23 protein-coding genes and 1 pseudogene are annotated in these 16,915 nt (G+C 61.7%); 14 read left to right on the top strand and 10 right to left on the bottom strand.

From position 1 onward, the window contains the following. The first annotated feature begins 4 nt into the window (after positions 1 to 4). From VDP81_RS07265 to tatC, 14 genes and pseudogenes are all read left to right on the top strand, one after another. Positions 5 to 256, top strand: coding sequence for a BolA family protein (locus tag VDP81_RS07265; RefSeq protein ID WP_323011939.1), 252 nt, complete (start codon positions 5 to 7; stop codon positions 254 to 256). Then, positions 249 to 1,502 carry a UDP-N-acetylglucosamine 1-carboxyvinyltransferase gene (gene murA / locus VDP81_RS07270; protein ID WP_323011940.1) on the top strand — a complete coding sequence of 418 codons (1,254 nt, stop codon included), beginning with the start codon at positions 249 to 251 and terminating at the stop codon, positions 1,500 to 1,502. Before VDP81_RS07265 ends, murA begins: the two co-directional genes overlap by 8 nt. Positions 1,503 to 1,512: 10 nt before the next feature. Then, positions 1,513 to 2,184, top strand: coding sequence for an ATP phosphoribosyltransferase (gene hisG / locus VDP81_RS07275; protein ID WP_322995718.1), 672 nt, complete (start codon positions 1,513 to 1,515; stop codon positions 2,182 to 2,184). 36 nt (positions 2,185 to 2,220) lie between these two features. Next, a pseudogene (gene hisD / locus VDP81_RS07280) lies at positions 2,221 to 3,538 on the top strand (histidinol dehydrogenase). A gap of 30 nt (positions 3,539 to 3,568) precedes the next feature. Continuing rightward, entirely contained in the window at positions 3,569 to 4,156 is a 588-nt protein-coding gene (gene hisB, locus VDP81_RS07285; RefSeq protein WP_322995720.1) for an imidazoleglycerol-phosphate dehydratase HisB, read from the top strand. Between the two features lie 42 nt (positions 4,157 to 4,198). After that, the gene (gene hisH, locus VDP81_RS07290; RefSeq protein ID WP_323011941.1) at positions 4,199 to 4,840 is read left to right on the top strand and encodes an imidazole glycerol phosphate synthase subunit HisH; all 642 of its coding nucleotides are present in this window, start codon (positions 4,199 to 4,201) and stop codon (positions 4,838 to 4,840) included. Between the two features lie 50 nt (positions 4,841 to 4,890). Further along, on the top strand, positions 4,891 to 5,670 hold the full coding sequence (gene hisA / locus VDP81_RS07295; RefSeq protein ID WP_322995722.1) for a 1-(5-phosphoribosyl)-5-[(5-phosphoribosylamino)methylideneamino]imidazole-4-carboxamide isomerase: 780 nt from the start codon (positions 4,891 to 4,893) through the stop codon (positions 5,668 to 5,670). Beyond that, the gene (gene hisF, locus VDP81_RS07300; protein ID WP_322995723.1) at positions 5,667 to 6,467 is read left to right on the top strand and encodes an imidazole glycerol phosphate synthase subunit HisF; all 801 of its coding nucleotides are present in this window, start codon (positions 5,667 to 5,669) and stop codon (positions 6,465 to 6,467) included. The genes hisA and hisF overlap by 4 nt, the downstream gene beginning before the upstream one ends. Next, entirely contained in the window at positions 6,464 to 6,901 is a 438-nt protein-coding gene (gene hisI, locus VDP81_RS07305) for a phosphoribosyl-AMP cyclohydrolase (RefSeq protein WP_323011942.1), read from the top strand. Before hisF ends, hisI begins: the two co-directional genes overlap by 4 nt. A 51-nt stretch (positions 6,902 to 6,952) precedes the next feature. Continuing rightward, positions 6,953 to 7,306 carry a phosphoribosyl-ATP diphosphatase gene (locus tag VDP81_RS07310; RefSeq protein ID WP_322995725.1) on the top strand — a complete coding sequence of 118 codons (354 nt, stop codon included), beginning with the start codon at positions 6,953 to 6,955 and terminating at the stop codon, positions 7,304 to 7,306. Positions 7,307 to 7,453: 147 nt separating this feature from the next. Continuing rightward, positions 7,454 to 7,822 carry a histidine triad nucleotide-binding protein gene (locus VDP81_RS07315; protein WP_322995726.1) on the top strand — a complete coding sequence of 123 codons (369 nt, stop codon included), beginning with the start codon at positions 7,454 to 7,456 and terminating at the stop codon, positions 7,820 to 7,822. Positions 7,823 to 7,831: 9 nt separating this feature from the next. Beyond that, a complete protein-coding gene (gene tatA, locus VDP81_RS07320; protein WP_322995727.1) occupies positions 7,832 to 8,065 on the top strand; it encodes a Sec-independent protein translocase subunit TatA in 234 nt (77 codons plus the stop codon). Positions 8,066 to 8,091: 26 nt separating this feature from the next. Next, positions 8,092 to 8,607 carry a Sec-independent protein translocase protein TatB gene (gene tatB / locus VDP81_RS07325; RefSeq protein WP_323011943.1) on the top strand — a complete coding sequence of 172 codons (516 nt, stop codon included), beginning with the start codon at positions 8,092 to 8,094 and terminating at the stop codon, positions 8,605 to 8,607. 8 nt (positions 8,608 to 8,615) lie between these two features. Then, positions 8,616 to 9,422, top strand: a complete 807-nt coding sequence (gene tatC, locus VDP81_RS07330; RefSeq protein WP_322995729.1) for a twin-arginine translocase subunit TatC — start codon at positions 8,616 to 8,618, stop codon at positions 9,420 to 9,422. Between the two features lie 20 nt (positions 9,423 to 9,442). On the opposite strand, the gene dsbD is transcribed toward tatC, so the two are convergent. The 10 genes from dsbD to secY form a co-directional block, all read right to left on the bottom strand. Beyond that, positions 9,443 to 11,449 (bottom strand): protein-disulfide reductase DsbD, encoded by a 2,007-nt coding sequence (dsbD, locus tag VDP81_RS07335; protein ID WP_323011944.1) that lies wholly within the window; start codon positions 11,447 to 11,449, stop codon positions 9,443 to 9,445. Between the two features lie 113 nt (positions 11,450 to 11,562). Next, complete coding sequence (cutA, locus tag VDP81_RS07340) at positions 11,563 to 11,958, bottom strand: divalent-cation tolerance protein CutA (RefSeq protein WP_322995731.1); 396 nt, start codon at positions 11,956 to 11,958, stop codon at positions 11,563 to 11,565. 119 nt (positions 11,959 to 12,077) lie between these two features. Next, on the bottom strand, positions 12,078 to 12,458 hold the full coding sequence (rplQ, locus tag VDP81_RS07345) for a 50S ribosomal protein L17 (protein WP_323011945.1): 381 nt from the start codon (positions 12,456 to 12,458) through the stop codon (positions 12,078 to 12,080). A gap of 143 nt (positions 12,459 to 12,601) precedes the next feature. Then, entirely contained in the window at positions 12,602 to 13,600 is a 999-nt protein-coding gene (locus tag VDP81_RS07350; RefSeq protein ID WP_322995733.1) for a DNA-directed RNA polymerase subunit alpha, read from the bottom strand. A 175-nt stretch (positions 13,601 to 13,775) separates the two neighbouring features. Next, positions 13,776 to 14,399 (bottom strand): 30S ribosomal protein S4, encoded by a 624-nt coding sequence (gene rpsD, locus VDP81_RS07355; RefSeq protein WP_322995734.1) that lies wholly within the window; start codon positions 14,397 to 14,399, stop codon positions 13,776 to 13,778. 10 nt (positions 14,400 to 14,409) lie between these two features. Further along, positions 14,410 to 14,808, bottom strand: a complete 399-nt coding sequence (rpsK, locus tag VDP81_RS07360; protein ID WP_322995735.1) for a 30S ribosomal protein S11 — start codon at positions 14,806 to 14,808, stop codon at positions 14,410 to 14,412. A gap of 12 nt (positions 14,809 to 14,820) precedes the next feature. Beyond that, positions 14,821 to 15,186 (bottom strand): 30S ribosomal protein S13, encoded by a 366-nt coding sequence (rpsM, locus tag VDP81_RS07365; protein WP_322995736.1) that lies wholly within the window; start codon positions 15,184 to 15,186, stop codon positions 14,821 to 14,823. A gap of 33 nt (positions 15,187 to 15,219) precedes the next feature. Beyond that, positions 15,220 to 15,333, bottom strand: a complete 114-nt coding sequence (rpmJ, locus tag VDP81_RS07370; protein ID WP_003805360.1) for a 50S ribosomal protein L36 — start codon at positions 15,331 to 15,333, stop codon at positions 15,220 to 15,222. 28 nt (positions 15,334 to 15,361) lie between these two features. Then, entirely contained in the window at positions 15,362 to 15,580 is a 219-nt protein-coding gene (gene infA, locus VDP81_RS07375) for a translation initiation factor IF-1 (RefSeq protein WP_043678924.1), read from the bottom strand. A gap of 6 nt (positions 15,581 to 15,586) precedes the next feature. Continuing rightward, the gene (secY, locus tag VDP81_RS07380) at positions 15,587 to 16,909 is read right to left on the bottom strand and encodes a preprotein translocase subunit SecY (RefSeq protein WP_322995737.1); all 1,323 of its coding nucleotides are present in this window, start codon (positions 16,907 to 16,909) and stop codon (positions 15,587 to 15,589) included. Between the last annotated feature and the right edge of the window lie 6 nt (positions 16,910 to 16,915).

A 16,915-nucleotide genomic window follows, 5' to 3' on the forward strand; every position in this document is an offset into this window, starting at 1 on the left:
CCCTATGCAGCCTACCCCCGACCACGTCCGCCAATATATTGCCGATCACCTGGACTGTGAACACCTGGAAGTCTATGGCGACGGTGCCCACTTCGAGGCCCTGATCGTCAGCGCGGCCTTTGAAGGCCAGAACACCCTGGCGCGCCACCGCACGGTCTACCAGGCCCTGGGCGATCGCATGCGTGCCGAAATCCACGCCCTGTCGATGCGCAATCTCACCCCAGCCGAATACGCCGCCACAAAAAACAATGGATAAACTGCTGATCCAGGGCGGTCGCCCACTCCAGGGCGAGGTCACCATTTCCGGGGCCAAAAACGCCGCCTTGCCGATTCTATGCGCGGCCTTGCTAACCGACGAGCCCCTGGTGCTGGATAACGTCCCGGCCCTGCGCGACATCAGCACCACCCTCAGCCTGCTCGAACGCATGGGGGTCCAATCCCAGCGTCCCGGCCCCCAACAAGTCACCTTGCACGCCCACCAGGTCCACAGTCAGGAAGCCCCCTACGATCTGGTCAAGACCATGCGCGCCTCCATCCTGGTGCTGGGGCCGCTGGTGGCGCGCTTCGGCCAGGCGCGCGTCAGCCTGCCAGGGGGCTGCGCCATCGGCCAGCGCCCCGTGGATCAGCACATCAAGGGCCTGGCCGCCATGGGTGCCAGCATCCACATCAACCATGGCTTTGTCGTGGCCCAGGCGCAGCGCCTGCGTGGCGCCAATATTCTCACCGACATGGTCACCGTCACAGGCACCGAAAACCTGCTGATGGCGGCGACGCTGGCCGAAGGCCGCACCGTGCTGGAAAATGCCGCCTGTGAACCCGAAGTCATCGATCTGGCTCAGGTCCTGATCGCCATGGGCGCCCACATCGAAGGCCATGGCACCGACCGCATTGTCATCGAAGGCGTAGAACGCCTGCACGGTGCCCACCACCAGATCGTGCCCGACCGCATCGAGGCCGGTACCTTTCTATGCGCCGTGGCGGCCACCGGCGGCGACATCACCCTGCGCCGGGTTGCGCCCGACACCCTGGGCGCCGTGCTGGATAAGCTCCGCGACGCCGGCCTGCACATCACCACCGGCCCGGACTGGATTCGCGCCCGCATGTCGAACCGCCCCCGCGCCACCGGCTTTCGCACCAGTGAATACCCCGGTTTCCCCACCGACATGCAGGCCCAGTTGATGGCGCTCAATACGGTTGCCGAAGGCACTGCCGTCATCACCGAAAACATCTTCGAAAACCGTTTCATGCACGTGCAGGAACTCTGCCGCATGGGGGCCGACATCGAAATCGACGGCCACACTGCCGTGGTCCAGGGACACTCCGGACTGCTCGGAGCCACCGTCATGGCGACTGATCTGCGCGCCTCGGCCAGCCTGGTCATCGCCGGCCTGGCCGCCCAGGGCCAGACCACCGTCGAACGCATCTACCACCTGGATCGCGGCTACGAACACATGGAACACAAGCTCCAGGCGCTGGGCGCCGACATCCAACGCATTCAATAGGCACCTTGACATGGCACAGACGCCGCTGACCCTGGCCTTATCCAAAGGCCGCATTTTTGAAGAAACCCTGCCCCTGCTGGCAGCGGCAGGCGTCGGGGTGCCGGAAAGCCCGGAATCCTCGCGCAAACTCATCCTGCCCACCGACTCGCCCGATCTGCGCATCATCATCGTGCGGGCCTCCGATGTCCCCACGTACGTACAGTACGGCGCGGCGGATTTCGGCATCGCCGGCAAGGACGTTCTGCACGAGCACCTGGCCCAACACCCCGGCGGCCTGTACCAGCCCATCGACCTGAATATCGCCCACTGCCGCCTGTGCGTGGCCGGCCCCGAGGGCTTTGACTACCAGGCGGCCGTGCGTCAGGGCTCGCGCCTGCGCATCGCCACCAAATACGTACGCGCCGCTCGCGAGCACTTTGCCGCCAAGGGCGTGCATGTGGACATCATCAAGCTCTACGGCTCTATGGAACTGGCCCCGCTGGTCGGCCTGGCCGACGCCATCGTCGACCTGGTGTCCTCCGGCGGCACGCTGCGCGCCAACCGCCTGGTCGAACTGGAAGAGGTCAGCCACATTTCTTCGCGCCTGATCGTCAACCAGGCCGCCCTGAAGATGCACGCGCCCCGCTTGCAGCCCTTTCTCGACGCTTTTGCCCTGGCATCCAGCGACATGGGACAGGCCTGAAGTAAGATAGGCATTTACGCACTCGCTTTTGCTGCCATGTCTCTGATCAACCGCCTGGATGCCCGCTCTGCCGATTTTGATGCGGCCCTGACCCATTTGCTGGCTTACGATGCCTCGCAGGACGAACGCATCGAATCCACGGTTCGCGATATTCTGCGCGATGTGCAGTCGCGTGGCGACGCCGCCGTGCTGGACTACACCGCCCGCTTTGATCAGGTACAGGCCAGCCGTCTTGCCGACCTGGAAATCCCCCTGGCTGAATGCCGCGCCGCCCTGGCGGCACTGCCCGCCGACCAGCGCGCCGCGCTGGAATCCGCCGCCGAACGCGTCCGCCGCTACCACGAGCGCCAGCGCGCCGAGACCTGGACCTACACCGAGCCCGATGGCACGATGCTCGGCCAGCAGATCACGCCGCTGGACAGCGTGGGTCTGTATGTACCGGGCGGCAAGGCCGCCTACCCCTCCTCGGTGCTGATGAACGCCATTCCCGCCAAGGTCGCGGGGGTGCCGCAGCTGATCATGGTCACCCCCACCCCAGGCGGCACGCACAACCCCATGGTGCTGGCTGCCGCCGCCCTGGGCGGGGTGGACCGCATCTTTGCCATCGGCGGAGCGCAGGCTGTCGGGGCGCTGGCCTACGGCACCCAAACCCTGCCCGCCGTCGACAAGATCGTCGGCCCAGGCAATGCTTACGTGGCTGCCGCAAAACGCCGGGTATTCGGCACGGTCGGCATCGACATGATTGCCGGACCCTCCGAAATCCTGATTCTGGCCGACGGCAGCACGCCAGCCGATTGGCTGGCCATCGACCTTTTTTTCCCAAGCCGAACACGACGAACTCGCCCAGGCCATCTTGCTGTGCCCGGATGCCGCCTACCTGGACGCCGTATACGCCGCCATCGAACGGCTACTGCCAAGCCAGCCACGCGCCGACATCCTGCGCGTCAGCCTGGCCAATCGCGGTGCGCTGATCCAAACCAGCAGCCTCGAACAGGCCTGCGAACTCGTCAACCGCATCGCCCCCGAACACCTGGAAATCTCCACCCGAAACCCGCAGGCCCTACTCCCGCTCATCCGCCATGCAGGGGCGATTTTCCTGGGCGCCTACAGCTCCGAATCCCTGGGCGATTATTGCGCCGGACCGAATCACGTCCTGCCCACCGCCCGCACAGCACGCTTTTCATCGCCGTTGGGCGTGTATGATTTCCAGAAACGCAGCAGCCTGATCCAGGTCTCCGCCGCCGGAGCGCAGGTATTGGGCCGCATTGCCGCCACCTTGGCCACCGGCGAGGGCCTTCACGCCCACGCCGCCAGTGCCGCCGCCCGGCTGGATACCAGCAGCCAACCCGCTTGATTTTCTTTTGCAGGACTCTGACTCGTTACCATGCGCACCGCCACGATCGAACGCAATACCCAGGAAACTCGCATCCGCGCCACCATCAACCTCGATGGCACGGGCGCACGCACCCTGAACACCGGGGTGCCTTTCCTGGATCACATGCTCGACCAGATCGCCCGCCACGGCCTGTTTGATCTCGATATCCAATGTGATGGCGACGTTCACATCGACGACCACCACAGCGTCGAGGACGTGGGCATTACCCTGGGCCAGGCCTTTGCCGTCGCCGCCGGCAACAAGGCCGGCCTGCGCCGCTATGGCCATGCCTACGTGCCGCTGGACGAATCCCTGTCGCGTGTGGTGATTGATCTCTCCGGGCGTCCCGGCCTGTACTATCACGTCGATTACGCCCGCGCCCTGATCGGGCGCTTCGATGTCGATCTGGCCCGCGAATTCTTCCAGGGCTTCGTCAACCACGCCCTGGCCACCGTGCACATCGACAATCTGCGCGGCGAAAACGCCCACCATCAATGCGAGACCATCTTCAAGGCCTTTGGCCGCGCCCTGCGCATGGCCACAGAAATCGACCCGCGCGCCGGCAATACCATCCCTTCCACCAAAGGCGCCCTCTAAGCACCGCGATACTTCGTCTCCCGCCCTCAGGACTACTACATCGTGACTCGCATCGCCATCGTCGATTACGGCATGGGTAATTTCCACTCAGTGGCACGCGCCCTACAGGCCGCCGCGCCGCAGGACACGATCAGCATCGTGCGCGATGCCGCCGGCATACAGGCTGCCGATCGCATCGTCTTTCCCGGCCAAGGCGCCATGCCAGACTGCATGCACACCTTGGATGCGTCCGGACTGCGCCAGGCCATCCTGCAAGCGGCCCGCGAAAAACCCCTGCTGGGGATCTGCGTCGGCGAACAAATGCTGTTTGACGCCAGCGACGAAGGCGACACCCCAGGGCTGGGCCTGTTTGCCGGCCAGGTGCGCCGCTTCAGTGGCGCGCCCTTCCAGCCAGGACCGGCAGCCATGCGCCTGAAGATTCCACACATGGGCTGGAACACCGTTACCCGCACCCGCCCCCATTCGCTCTGGGAAGGCATCGCGCCCGACACCCCTTTTTACTTCGTGCACAGCTATTACGCCGACCCGGCGGATACCTCCCTGATTGCGGCCACCAGCCGTTACGGGCACAAGTTCTGCTGTGCCGTTGCAGCCGACAACATTTTTGCCGTACAGTTTCACCCAGAAAAAAGCGCCGCACCCGGCCTGCAGCTCTACCGCAACTTCACCCGCTGGCAACCCTGACTTATGCCCACGCCCGGTTTTTTCATTTCACCTGCACTGACACGACAACCATGCTTCTGATCCCCGCCATCGACCTCAAAGACGGACGCTGCGTGCGCCTGCGCCAAGGCGACCTGGCTGACGCCACCGTCTTTTCCGAAGACCCTGCCGCCATGGCCATCCAATGGGTTGACCAAGGCGCCCGCCGCCTGCACCTGGTAGACCTGAATGGCGCCATCGCCGGCAAGCCCCGCAACGGCGCTGCCATCCAGGCCATCGTGGACGCCACCGACGAGGACGTCCCCATCCAGATCGGAGGTGGTATCCGCGATCTGGACACGGTGGAATACTATCTGGACAACGGCATCTCCTACGTCATCATCGGCACCGCCGCCGTCAAGGACCCCGGCTTCCTCAGCGACGCATGTTCCGCCTTTCCCGGCCACATCATCGTCGGCCTGGACGCCCGCGAAGGCAAGGTTGCCACCGACGGCTGGTCGAAACTCACCCGCCACGACGTCATCGACCTGGCCCGCAAGTTCGAAGACTACGGCTGCGAATCCATCATCTATACCGATATCGGCCGCGACGGCATGCTCAGTGGCGTCAACATCGAAGCCACCGTCCGCCTGTCCCAGGCCGTGCATGTGCCGGTCATCGCCTCCGGCGGGGTCGCCTCGCTGGACGATATCCGGGCCTTGTGCGCCGTCGCCAAAGAAGGCATCGACGGTGCCATCCTGGGCCGCAGCATCTACGAAGGCACCCTGGACTTCACCCAGGCCCAAGCCCTGGCAGACTCGCTGTGCGAGCCTGAAGACGGCCCCGACAACGACGCCGAGCCCGCCGCATGAGCACCACCCCCGACCAGATCTCCGATCTGTGCTGCCGCATCATTCCCTGCCTGGATGTCAATGCAGGCAGGGTCGTCAAGGGCGTCAATTTCGTCAATCTCGCCGACGCTGGTGATCCTGTTGAAATCGCCCGCCGCTACGACGAGCAAGGTGCCGATGAAATTACCTTTCTGGACATCACGGCCACCTCCGACGACCGCGACCTGATCCTGCCCATCATCGAAGCCGTGGCCAAGCAGATCTTCATCCCCCTGACCGTGGGTGGCGGCGTGCGCCAGGTGGCCGATATCCAGCGCCTGCTGGACGCCGGGGCCGACAAAGTCTCCATCAACAGCGCCGCCGTGGCCCATCCCGAACTCGTGGCCGAGGCCGCCCGGCACCACGGTTCGCAGTGCATTGTGGTGGCCCTGGACGCCCGTCGCGTCTCGGCGGATACCGAGCCCCCACGCTGGGAGATCTTCACCCACGGTGGGCGCCAAGGCACCGGCCTGGACGCCATTGCCTGGGCGCGCCGCATGGCCGACGCCGGCGCCGGCGAGTTGCTGCTCACCAGCATGGACCGCGACGGTACAAAATCCGGTTTTGACCTGGCCCTGACCCGTGCCGTGGCCGATGCCGTCCCCGTGCCTGTCATTGCCTCGGGCGGTGTAGGCAATCTGCAGCACTTGGCCGATGGCGTGCTGCAGGGCCACGCCAGCGCCGTCCTGGCTGCCAGCATCTTCCATTTTGGCCAGCACACCCTGGCCGAGGCCAAGGACTATCTGGCGGCCCAAGGCATCCGGGTACGACGGCCATGATCGCAGCCACGGATTCCTCGGGTGTCAGCCCCGCCTGGCTGGCCGAACTCACCTTCGACGCCCAGGGCTTGATCCCGGCCATCGCCCAGGATGCCGACAGCGGCACCATCCTGATGGTGGCCTGGATGAACGCCGAAGCCGTCCAGGAAACCGTGCGCACCGGCTGTGCCGTTTATTACTCACGCTCACGCCAGCGCCTCTGGCGCAAAGGCGAAGAATCCGGCCACATCCAGCAGGTACACGACATCCGGCTGGATTGCGACGGCGACGTGTTGTTGCTGAAAATCACGCAGATCGGCGGCATTGCCTGCCACACCGGTCGCCAACGCTGCTTCTACCGCCATCTGGATCTGGCTGCCCAGCCACCACAGTGGCTGATTCAGGACCCGATCCTGAAAGACCCGCAATCCATTTACGGCACCCCAAAGTCCTGAAAACCACCCTATTTCAGACCCCTGCACAGGCGCTCTTACCTTATCTCTGCCATGTCCACCACCCTGAATTCAGCTCCCTCCGACATCCTGACCCGCCTGGCTGACACACTGGCGGCCCGCCGCCCAGACCATGGCGGCGACCCGGCCACCTCCTATACCGCCAAGCTCCTCGCCCGTGGCCCGGACGCCTTTCTGAAGAAAATCGGCGAAGAAGCCACCGAACTCGTCATGGCCGCCAAAGACGGACAAGCAGACCGCATCGTGGCCGAGACCGCCGACCTCTGGTTCCATTGCCTGGTCGCCCTGACCCACTACAACCTACGCCCTGAAGACGTGCTGGCCGAACTCGCCCGCCGTGAGGGCCTCTCGGGCCTGACTGAAAAGGCTGCCCGCCCAAAATCCTGACGTACGCACCCATTTATCCAGCGCAAGGCCTAGGACATACCCGAAGCCAGGACCAAATCCTCACGCCCTCAGCACGGCCTCCAACAAAATGTGGCAACATACGGGACTGAACGGGCCGATGTCCGGCCCCACGTAGTCATTGTCCCCATGAGTCACGATTGTCTGTTCTGTAAAATCGCCCGGCACGAAATCCCCGCTAAAATCGTGCACGAGGACGAAGAATTTCTGGCCTTCCACGATATCAATCCGGCTGCTCCAGTACACCTGCTGCTCATCCCAAAGCATCACATCGCCTCATTGGCCGACATCACCCCGGCTGATCATGCGTGGTTGGGCCGCATGCTGCAGCTGGTCCCTGGTTTGGCGGCTGATAACGGCTGCCATCCCCTGCCTGAAGGCGGCTTTCGGCTGGTGGCCAATACCGGCACCGAAGGCGGCCAGGAAATCCATCACCTACATTTTCATATCCTGGGTGGCACACGCCCCTGGTCTAATCGCGCGGCACCTGCCGCCTAAGGAGCTCTCATGGGTAGTTTCAGCATCTGGCACTGGCTAATCGTCCTGGTCATCGTTGCCCTGGTCTTTGGCACCAAAAAACTGCGTAATATGGGCGAAGATCTCGGCGGCGCCGTCAAGGGCTTCAAAAAGGGCATGAAAGAAGCCCAGGACGACACCCCCGACGCCAAACCATCCGTCACCCAAAAGGTCCAGGATGCCAATACCGTGGACGTCCAGGCCCGCGAAAAATCCGATATCTGATGATCGCCATCTAAACCGGGATCTCCATGTTTGATGTCAGTTTCACCGAGCTGATGCTGATCGGCGTGATCGCGCTGATCGTCATTGGCCCCGAACGCCTACCCAAGGTCGCCCGCACCATCGGCCACCTGCTGGGTCGTGCCCAGCGCTATGTCAATGAAGTCAAAACCGATATCCAAAAAGAAATCGACATAAAGGAAATCGGTGATATCAAACACCAAATGGAGGACGCTGCCCGCTCGGTACAGTCCTCGATGTCCAGTTCGGTCGACGATCTGAAGGCAGCCGTCACTCAGCCCACCCAGGCCTTGAAGGACTCCCTCGCCGAAGCCCGCCAGGCCCTGGACATCAGCGCCGTTGCCCCCGGCTCCGACAGCACTGCACCTGTGGCGGACAGCAATGCCGCTGAAAAACCCGCCGCCAACCCGATCCCGGGCACGCCTGCGACACCAGACTCTGCGGCGACTGCAGCACCAGCAATCACCGTCCCGGACGTCACTCAGCCTGTCCGCCAGCCCACCCCCACTGAATCCAGCCACTGACGCACCGCATGACTGACGCATCTGACGCCTCCTCCCAGGACTCCTTCATCTCCCACCTGATGGAGCTGCGCAACCGCCTGCTCAAGGTCGTCGGCGTCGTGCTGGGAATTTTTGTGGTGCTGTTTCTGTATCCGGGTCCATCCGCCATCTATGATGCGCTGGCACAGCCCATGCTGGCTTCGCTGCCTGCCGGCACCCGCATGATCGCCACCGGGGTGATTACGCCGTTCATGGTGCCCATCAAGGTCACCTTGCTGGCGGCCTTTGTGCTGGGCCTGCCGGTCGTGCTGTACCAGACCTGGGCCTTTGTGGCCCCTGGCCTGTACCGCCACGAACAGCGCCTGGCCCTGCCCCTGATCGTTTCCAGCACATTCCTGTTTTTGCTGGGCATGGCATTTTGCTACTTCGTCGTGTTCCACACGGTATTCAGCTTCATTGCCGGGTTTTCTCCTGAATCCATCACGCCAGCCCCTGACATCGAGGCCTACGTCAATTTCGTCATGACCATGTTCCTGGCTTTCGGGGTCACTTTCGAAGTTCCGGTCGCAGTCATTCTGCTGGTGAAAACCGGCATGGTCACCGTCAAGAAACTGCGTGAAATCCGCGGCTATGTCGTCGTCGGCGCCTTTATCCTGGCGGCCATCGTCACCCCGCCCGACGTCCTCAGCCAGATCCTGCTGGCCGCACCGCTGTGCCTGCTGTACGAACTGGGCATCCTGGCAGCCGTCTTCATCGAAAAACGCCAACCCCAGGAAGCCGACCCCGCCGATCAGGCGCAGGCGGTCACCCAGACCGACGACAAGGCCCAGCCCTGATTTGGCACCCGGCTGGCCAGCTACCCCTGACCAGCCAGCACCTGATCCTGCACGGCCAAAAAGGCATCGGCCTTTTTGAAGCCCACCACCCGCGCCTGGGGCAGTAACTGACCTTGACGGTCGAAAAACACAATGCCGGGCGGGCCAAACAAATTGAATCTGGCCAGCAGGGCCTTATCGTCTGCCGTCATGCGGGTCACATCCGCCTGCAGCAGCAACATCTGCCCCATGCGCTGGGCCACGCGCGCATCACTGAATGTGAATTTTTCCATTTCCAGGCACGACACACACCAATCGGCGTAGAAATCCAGCATCACCGGACGATCCGTGGCCTGCAAGCGGGCATCCAGATCCGCCAAAGACACCACACGCACGAATTCGGACCGGGCAACAGCAGTCACATCAAGCCCTGCCGCAGTGACCTGGCCCCCACTGAACGGGCCCAACGGGCGAAACATATCGCGCCCACCAGCCAGCAAGCCAGCCCCTTGGGCCAGCCCCCACAGGGCCAGCAGCAGCGCCAGCGCTCGAACCAGCAAGCGCATCGGCCCCGCTTGGCCAGCCGCTGCCGTCATACTGGCCCCCCAGATCATCAGGGCAGCCCAGAAGGCCAGCACGATCCAACCCGTTACCGCCAGCACAAAGCCCAACAGCGGCTGGGCCATCCACCAGGCAGTGGCCAGCAGCAGCACGCCGAAAATAGACTTGAGCGCTCCCATCCAGGCACCCGCGCGTGGCAACAGAACACCCGCGCCAACGCCGACCAGCAGCAGCAGCAGGCCCTCGCCCCAGGCCAGGGCAAAAAGTGCGCTGGCCCCGATCACAACATCTCCCGTCTGGGAGATGAACAGCAGCACCCCCGCCAGCGGCGCAGCCACGCACGGCCCAACGATCAGGGCTGACAACATCCCCATCAGGAACACCCCGCCGATCTGCCCGCCCGGCAAGGCCTGCTGCCAATTCAGCAGGCGCGACTGCATACCCACAGGGGCTTGAATGGTGAATACATCCAGCATGGCCAGCGCGAACAGCGCCAGCAACACGGCGAAACTGCCCAGCACCCAGGGCGACTGCAACCACGCCGCCAGCCCCGCGCCCAGCAACCCGGCAGCCACGCCCAGCACCGTATACACCAGTGACATGCCCAGCACATATACCGCCGCCAGACCCAGGCCACGCCCTCGGCTGACCTGTTGACCATTCTTGCCCGCAATAATCGCCAGCAGAATTGGCACCATCGGCAGCACGCATGGCGTCAGTGACAACAACAGGCCCAGCAAAAAACTCAAGCCCAGGATCTGCCATAAGGGGGCGTGCTGCAGCCACGCTGCCATGCCTACGTCCCCCAGATCCAGCCAGTCCGTCGCCGCCGCTGCCGGAAGCTGCGCAGCGGCGGTAGTGGTAGTCGCCCCTCCCGCCAGCAAGTTCAAGCCTGTGCCGGATGTCGGCAACTGCGCACTGCTCTGCGATAATTCATCCTGCGGCGCCGGCACCTGATCGCGCACCAGCGCACCCGCCGCCTGATACCCTCCGGCCACGGCCGTCAACATAAAGTCCTGGGACATGGGCGGATAGCACAAGCCCTTATCCGAACAGCCCTGGCCAGTGACACTGACCCGTAGCGGCGCAGGGGCCCCTGGCTGCAAGGGCACCCGCACCGTCACCCCGTTATGGAAAACCTCCATGTCCTGCTCGAAGGTCGGGTCGTATTTGACCTGGCCTTTAGGCAACAGCACCGGAGGACCCCAGGCAGGCAGGCGCGTTTCCACGTCCTCGGGGGTCAAGGCCGAGCGCAGAAACAGCAGCAACTGTCCCTGCGCATCTTCGACGCGCACCTCGAAGCGCTCTTGGTACATGTAATACCCAGGCGCAATCTGATAATGCACATCCAGCGTCAATGGGTCTGGTGTTGCCACGGTCATCACAAACGCGACTTCCGGGTCCAGGAAATCTTCTTCGGCATGCGCGGGTCCGAACAGCCCGAGCAGCACCAGGCTCGAAACCAAGATCACCAGAAATTTATTCATCCACAACATCAGCTATCCAATAAGCATATCTGTCGCACCTGCCCATGGCGCAACCGTGTGTTCCTCTGTCTATTCAGCGGCAGACACAGGACTTGATCAAACATGCCAGGCTGCTAATCAGAAGGCCGCACATTGCCGCGCACCCACTGCTGATAGGGCTGGCTGACGGCGGCGATGCCCTGGATCAGAAATTCGGGGATTTCGTAGGGATGCAGCTGGCACAGGCGCAGATACAGGGCGGGAACCAGGGTCGCCGTGGTCTTGAACGTCAATGGGATTTCCGTACTGCCTTCCAGCTTGCCTTGCCATAAGTACATGGAGGTCATGGGGCTGCCCACCTGGGCGCACGCCACCAGGGATTCTTCGACCAGAATGTGGGCAATGCGTTTGGCCAGCATGACATCGGGGGCGTTGCTCAGGACCAGCACCACGTCGTCGGGCTGGCTGTCCTGATGCGTCAGGCCAGCCAGAGCGCCGGGCTTTTCCTCGGGATCGAATGCGTCCACCATCAAAACTCAATAGGTCAAAACCCTTTGATTTTACACACAAAAAAGCCCGACACACGAATGCGTCGGGCTTGATCCTGGAACAGCCGGTCAGTGCGGCGTTCTATCGGCTTGCACCTGCTTTATTCAGCAGCTGCATCGGCCTCGGGGCGGTCCACCAGTTCCATATAGGCCATCGGAGCATTGTCGCCCTGACGAAAGCCCATTTTCAGAACACGCGTGTAGCCGCCGTTGCGCGCAGCAAAGCGGGGTCCGATGTCGTTGAACAGCTTGGTCACCACATCGCGGTCGCGCAGACGGGCAAAGGCCAGGCGGCGATTGGCCAGCGTGGGGTTCTTGCCCAGGGTGATCAGGGGCTCTACCACGCGGCGCAATTCCTTGGCCTTGGGCAGCGTGGTTTTGATGGCTTCGTGGGTCAGCAGGGACACCGCCATGTTGCGAAACATGGCCAGGCGATGGCTGCTGGTACGGTTCAGTTTGCGAAGACCGCTACGATGACGCATGATAATTTCCTTGTTTGAATCTAAAACCCGGATCTTCTATCGCACAAGGCGCGGCCCGGGTGGGTTGAAAGCGCATGCCCGGAATCCGGACAGGCGCGAGATTTTAGCACGAGCGGAGCTGCCCCCGCCCCATGCCGGTCGAATTAAGGACGTTCCAGGCCCACGGGCGGCCAGTTTTCCAGCTTCATGCCCAGGGTCAAGCCGCGTGCAGCCAGCACTTCCTTGATTTCATTGAGCGACTTGCGACCCAGGTTCGGGGTCTTCAGCAACTCGTTTTCGGTGCGCTGGATCAGGTCGCCGATGTAGTAGATGTTTTCGGCCTTCAGGCAGTTGGCCGAACGCACCGTCAGCTCCAGATCATCCACCGGACGCAACAGCACCGGATCGATCGGGGCCAGTTGGCCGCCCATCGGGGAGCTGGTGGTCAGTTGGCCGGCATCCTTGTCGGCCAGCGACACGAACACGGAAACCTGGTCCATCAGAATACGAGCAGACTGGCGCACGGCTTCTTCAGGGCTGATGACACCGTTCGTTTCAACGTCCAGAACCAGCTTATCCAGGTCGGTGCGCTGTTCCACACGGGCATTTTCCACCGCGTAGCTGACACGGCGCACCGGGCTGAAAGAAGCATCCAGCACGATCTGGCCAATAGTGGCGGAACGGTCATCGACCAGGGCACGGACATTGCCCGGCACATAGCCGCGGCCTTGCTCGACCTTGATCTGCATTTCGATGCGGCCGTTATCGGTCAGCGTGGCGATCAGATGATCCGGATTGATGACTTCCACATCATGCGGCAGATCGATATCGCGGGCGCGGATTTCGCCAGGGCCCTGTTTATTGAGCTGCAGCGTGACTTCTTCGCGGTTATGCAGCTTGAACACCACGCCTTTCAGGTTCAGCAACATGTCCACGACGTCTTCACGCACGCCCGTCACGGTGGAGTATTCGTGCACGACACCGCTGATCTGCACTTCGGTCGGCGCATAGCCGGTCATCGAGGACAGCAGGATGCGGCGCAGCGCATTGCCCAAGGTATGACCATAGCCCCGTTCGAAGGGCTCCATGATGACCTTGGCGTGATTCACCCCCACCAATTCGACATTGATGGTGCGCGGCTTGAGAAAACCTTGTGCGGACATATGTATTCCTTTTCAATACCCTCGGCTCGTTACACCGATAAGGCTGACGTACAGATGAAGACCGGTGACTGAACCGGCAAGACCACAGCCCACCCAAGGCCAGGCTTGGTGTGGGCTGAGATTCGGGCAGCCCGCAGGCTGCAGCCGAAGGCGGCGCAAAGCCGCCCGAAACCTATTAGCGGGAATACAATTCCACAACCATGGATTCGTTGATGTCGTGGGCGACATCAGCACGATCCGGGGCTTGTTTGAAAACACCCGAGAGCTTGCTTGCGTCGACTTCGACCCACTGGGGCAGACCGCTGCCGCTGGCCAGATCCAGAGATTCCTTGATGCGAACCTGGGACTTGGCTTTTTCGCGGATCGACACCACGTCGCCGGCCTTGACCAGCATGGAGGCGATATCCGCCGTATGGCCATTGAGTTCGATGGCGCGGTGGTTCACCAGTTGGCGAGCCTCGGCACGCGTCGAGCCAAAGCCCATGCGATACACGACGTTGTCCAGGCGGGATTCCAGCAACTGAATCAGGGTCTCACCCGTGTTGCCGCGACGACGCTCGGCTTCCACGAAGTAGCGGCGGAATTGCTTTTCCAGCACGCCATACGTGCGCTTCAGCTTTTGCTTTTCACGCAGCTGCAGACCGAAGTCGGAAGTGCGCGAACCCGAAGTACGGCCATGCTGACCGGGCTTGGATTCGAGCTTGCATTTGGAGTCCAGCGAGCGGCGGGCGCTCTTCAGGAACAGATCAGTGCCTTCGCGACGCGAAAGCTTGCATTTGGGTCCAATATAACGAGCCAAGATGTTCCCCTTAGATACGACGACGCTTGGGCGGACGGCAGCCGTTGTGCGGCACTGGCGTGATGTCCGAGATACTGGAGATCTTGATCCCCAGGGCATTCAGGGCGCGCACAGAAGATTCGCGGCCAGGACCGGGGCCCTTGATGCGGACTTCCAGCGTCTTGATGCCATATTCCTGGGCCACACGGCCTGCGGACTCGGCAGCCACCTGAGCAGCAAACGGCGTCGATTTACGCGAACCCTTGAAGCCAGCGCCACCGGACGTCGCCCACGACAGGGCATTGCCCTGGCGGTCGGTGATGGTGATGATGGTGTTGTTGAAGGAAGCGTGGACGTGTGCAATCCCGTCAGAAACGCTTTTCTTGATTTTCTTGCGGACGCGCGACGCGCCGGCTTGTGCTTTAGCCATATTGGTTCCTCTTTATTTCTTCAGGGACGCTGCTGCACGACGCGGGCCCTTGCGGGTACGCGCGTTGGTGCGGGTACGCTGACCACGCACAGGCAGGCCACGCTTGTGGCGCATGCCGCGGTAGGTGCCCAGGTCGATCAGACGCTTGATCGACAGCTGTACTTCACGACGCAGGTCACCTTCGACAGTGAAGGAGTGCACCTGTTCGCGGACCTTTTCCAGTTCTGCGTCGGACAGATCCTTGATTTTCTTTGAGTACTCGATGCCGGTCGCTTCGCAGATCTTGCGTGCGCGTGTGCGTCCGATACCGAAAATCGCCGTCAAGCCGATTTCAGCGTGTTGGTGCGGCGGGATATTAATGCCAGCAATACGGGCCATGACTATTCCTCGTGTAATCCGTGATGCCCGGCCTTAGCCTTGGCGTTGCTTGTGACGCGGGTCGGTGCAGATGACGCGCACCACCCCGTGACGTTTGATGATTTTGCAGTTGCGGCAGATCCGCTTTACCGATGCCATTACCTTCATGGGATTCTCCTGGTTTTTGACCGGCCGCCTATTTGGAGCGGAAAACTATCCTGGCGCGCGACAGATCATAGGGCGTGAGCTCCACTGTGACCTTGTCACCCGGAAGGATCCGGATATAGTGCATACGCATCTTGCCTGAAATATGGCCCAATACCATGTGGCCGTTTTCCAGCTTGACACGAAACGTTGCGTTAGGAAGGTTCTCAATGACCTCCCCTTGCATCTGGATGACGTCGTCCTTGGACATGATTTCTTAGCGCATAGGAAGACCCGCACCCTTGAAGTTGGCCTTCCGGAGCAACGAATCATATTGTTGAGACATCATGTAGGCCTGAGCCTGCGCCATGAAATCCATCGCGACGACAACAATAATCAGCAGCGACGTACCACCGAAATAAAATGGAACATTCCAGCGCATCTGCATCAGTTCTGGCAACAGACAAACCAAAGTCACATAGATGGCCCCTGAAAGCGTCAGACGCATCAGGATCTTATCGATGTAGCGGGCAGTCTGGTCGCCAGGACGAATCCCAGGAACAAAAGCACCACTTTTCTTCAGATTATCGGCTGTCTCGCGGCTGTTGAATACCAAGGCCGTATAAAAGAAACAGAAGAAGATGATCAAGCCGGAATACAGCGTTACATACAGAGGCTGACGCGGCGACAGCGCAGCAGCCAGGTCACCCAGCCAACGCATGTTGGGGTTGCTGGAGAACCAGCTGGTGATGGTAGCCGGCAGCAGAATGATGGACGACGCGAAGATCGGCGGAATGACACCCGACATGTTGAGCTTAAGCGGCAGATGGGAAGATTGCCCACCATAAAGCTTGTTGCCTACCTGACGTTTGGCGTAATTCACCGTGATTCGGCGCTGACCGCGTTCGACATAGACGACGAAGTACGTGACCGCCACCACCAGTGCCAGAATGAACAGCACCGACAGGATGGACATCGAGTCCGTACGGACGAGATCCAGCATGCCACCCAGCGCACCGGGCAGTCCCGCCACAATCCCTGCGAAAATTAACAGAGAAATGCCGTTGCCCAAACCGCGTTCAGTGATTTGCTCGCCCAACCACATCAAAAACATCGAGCCTGTGACCAGCGTGACAATCGTGGTGAAGCGAAACAGCAGACCAGGATCAATGACCAGGCCAGGCTGAGACTCCAGCGCGACTGAAATGCCGACCGCTTGGAACAGAGCCAGAAACACCGTGCCGTAGCGGGTGTACTGCGTGATTTTGCGCTGCCCTGCCTGGCCTTCTTTCTTGATGGCCTCGAGGGTAGGCACCACCACTGCCAGCAACTGCATGATGATGGCTGCCGAGATGTACGGCATGATCCCCAGGGCCAGCACGGAAAACCGTTCCAGAGCCCCGCCAGAGAACATGTTGAACAAGCCCAGAATGCCACCCTGATTCTGCTGGAACAAATCAGCCAAGGCGTCTGGATTGATGCCTGGCACAGGGACGTGCGTCCCCATGCGATAGACAATCATGGCCAGCACGAGAAACAGGATGCGGCGCTTCAGATCGCCGTATCCTGCGCTGGGCTTGTGTGCCTGAGCTTTGGCCACTGCTAC

The organism is Castellaniella sp., assembly GCF_034675845.1.
Lineage (GTDB): Bacteria > Pseudomonadota > Gammaproteobacteria > Burkholderiales > Burkholderiaceae_B > Castellaniella.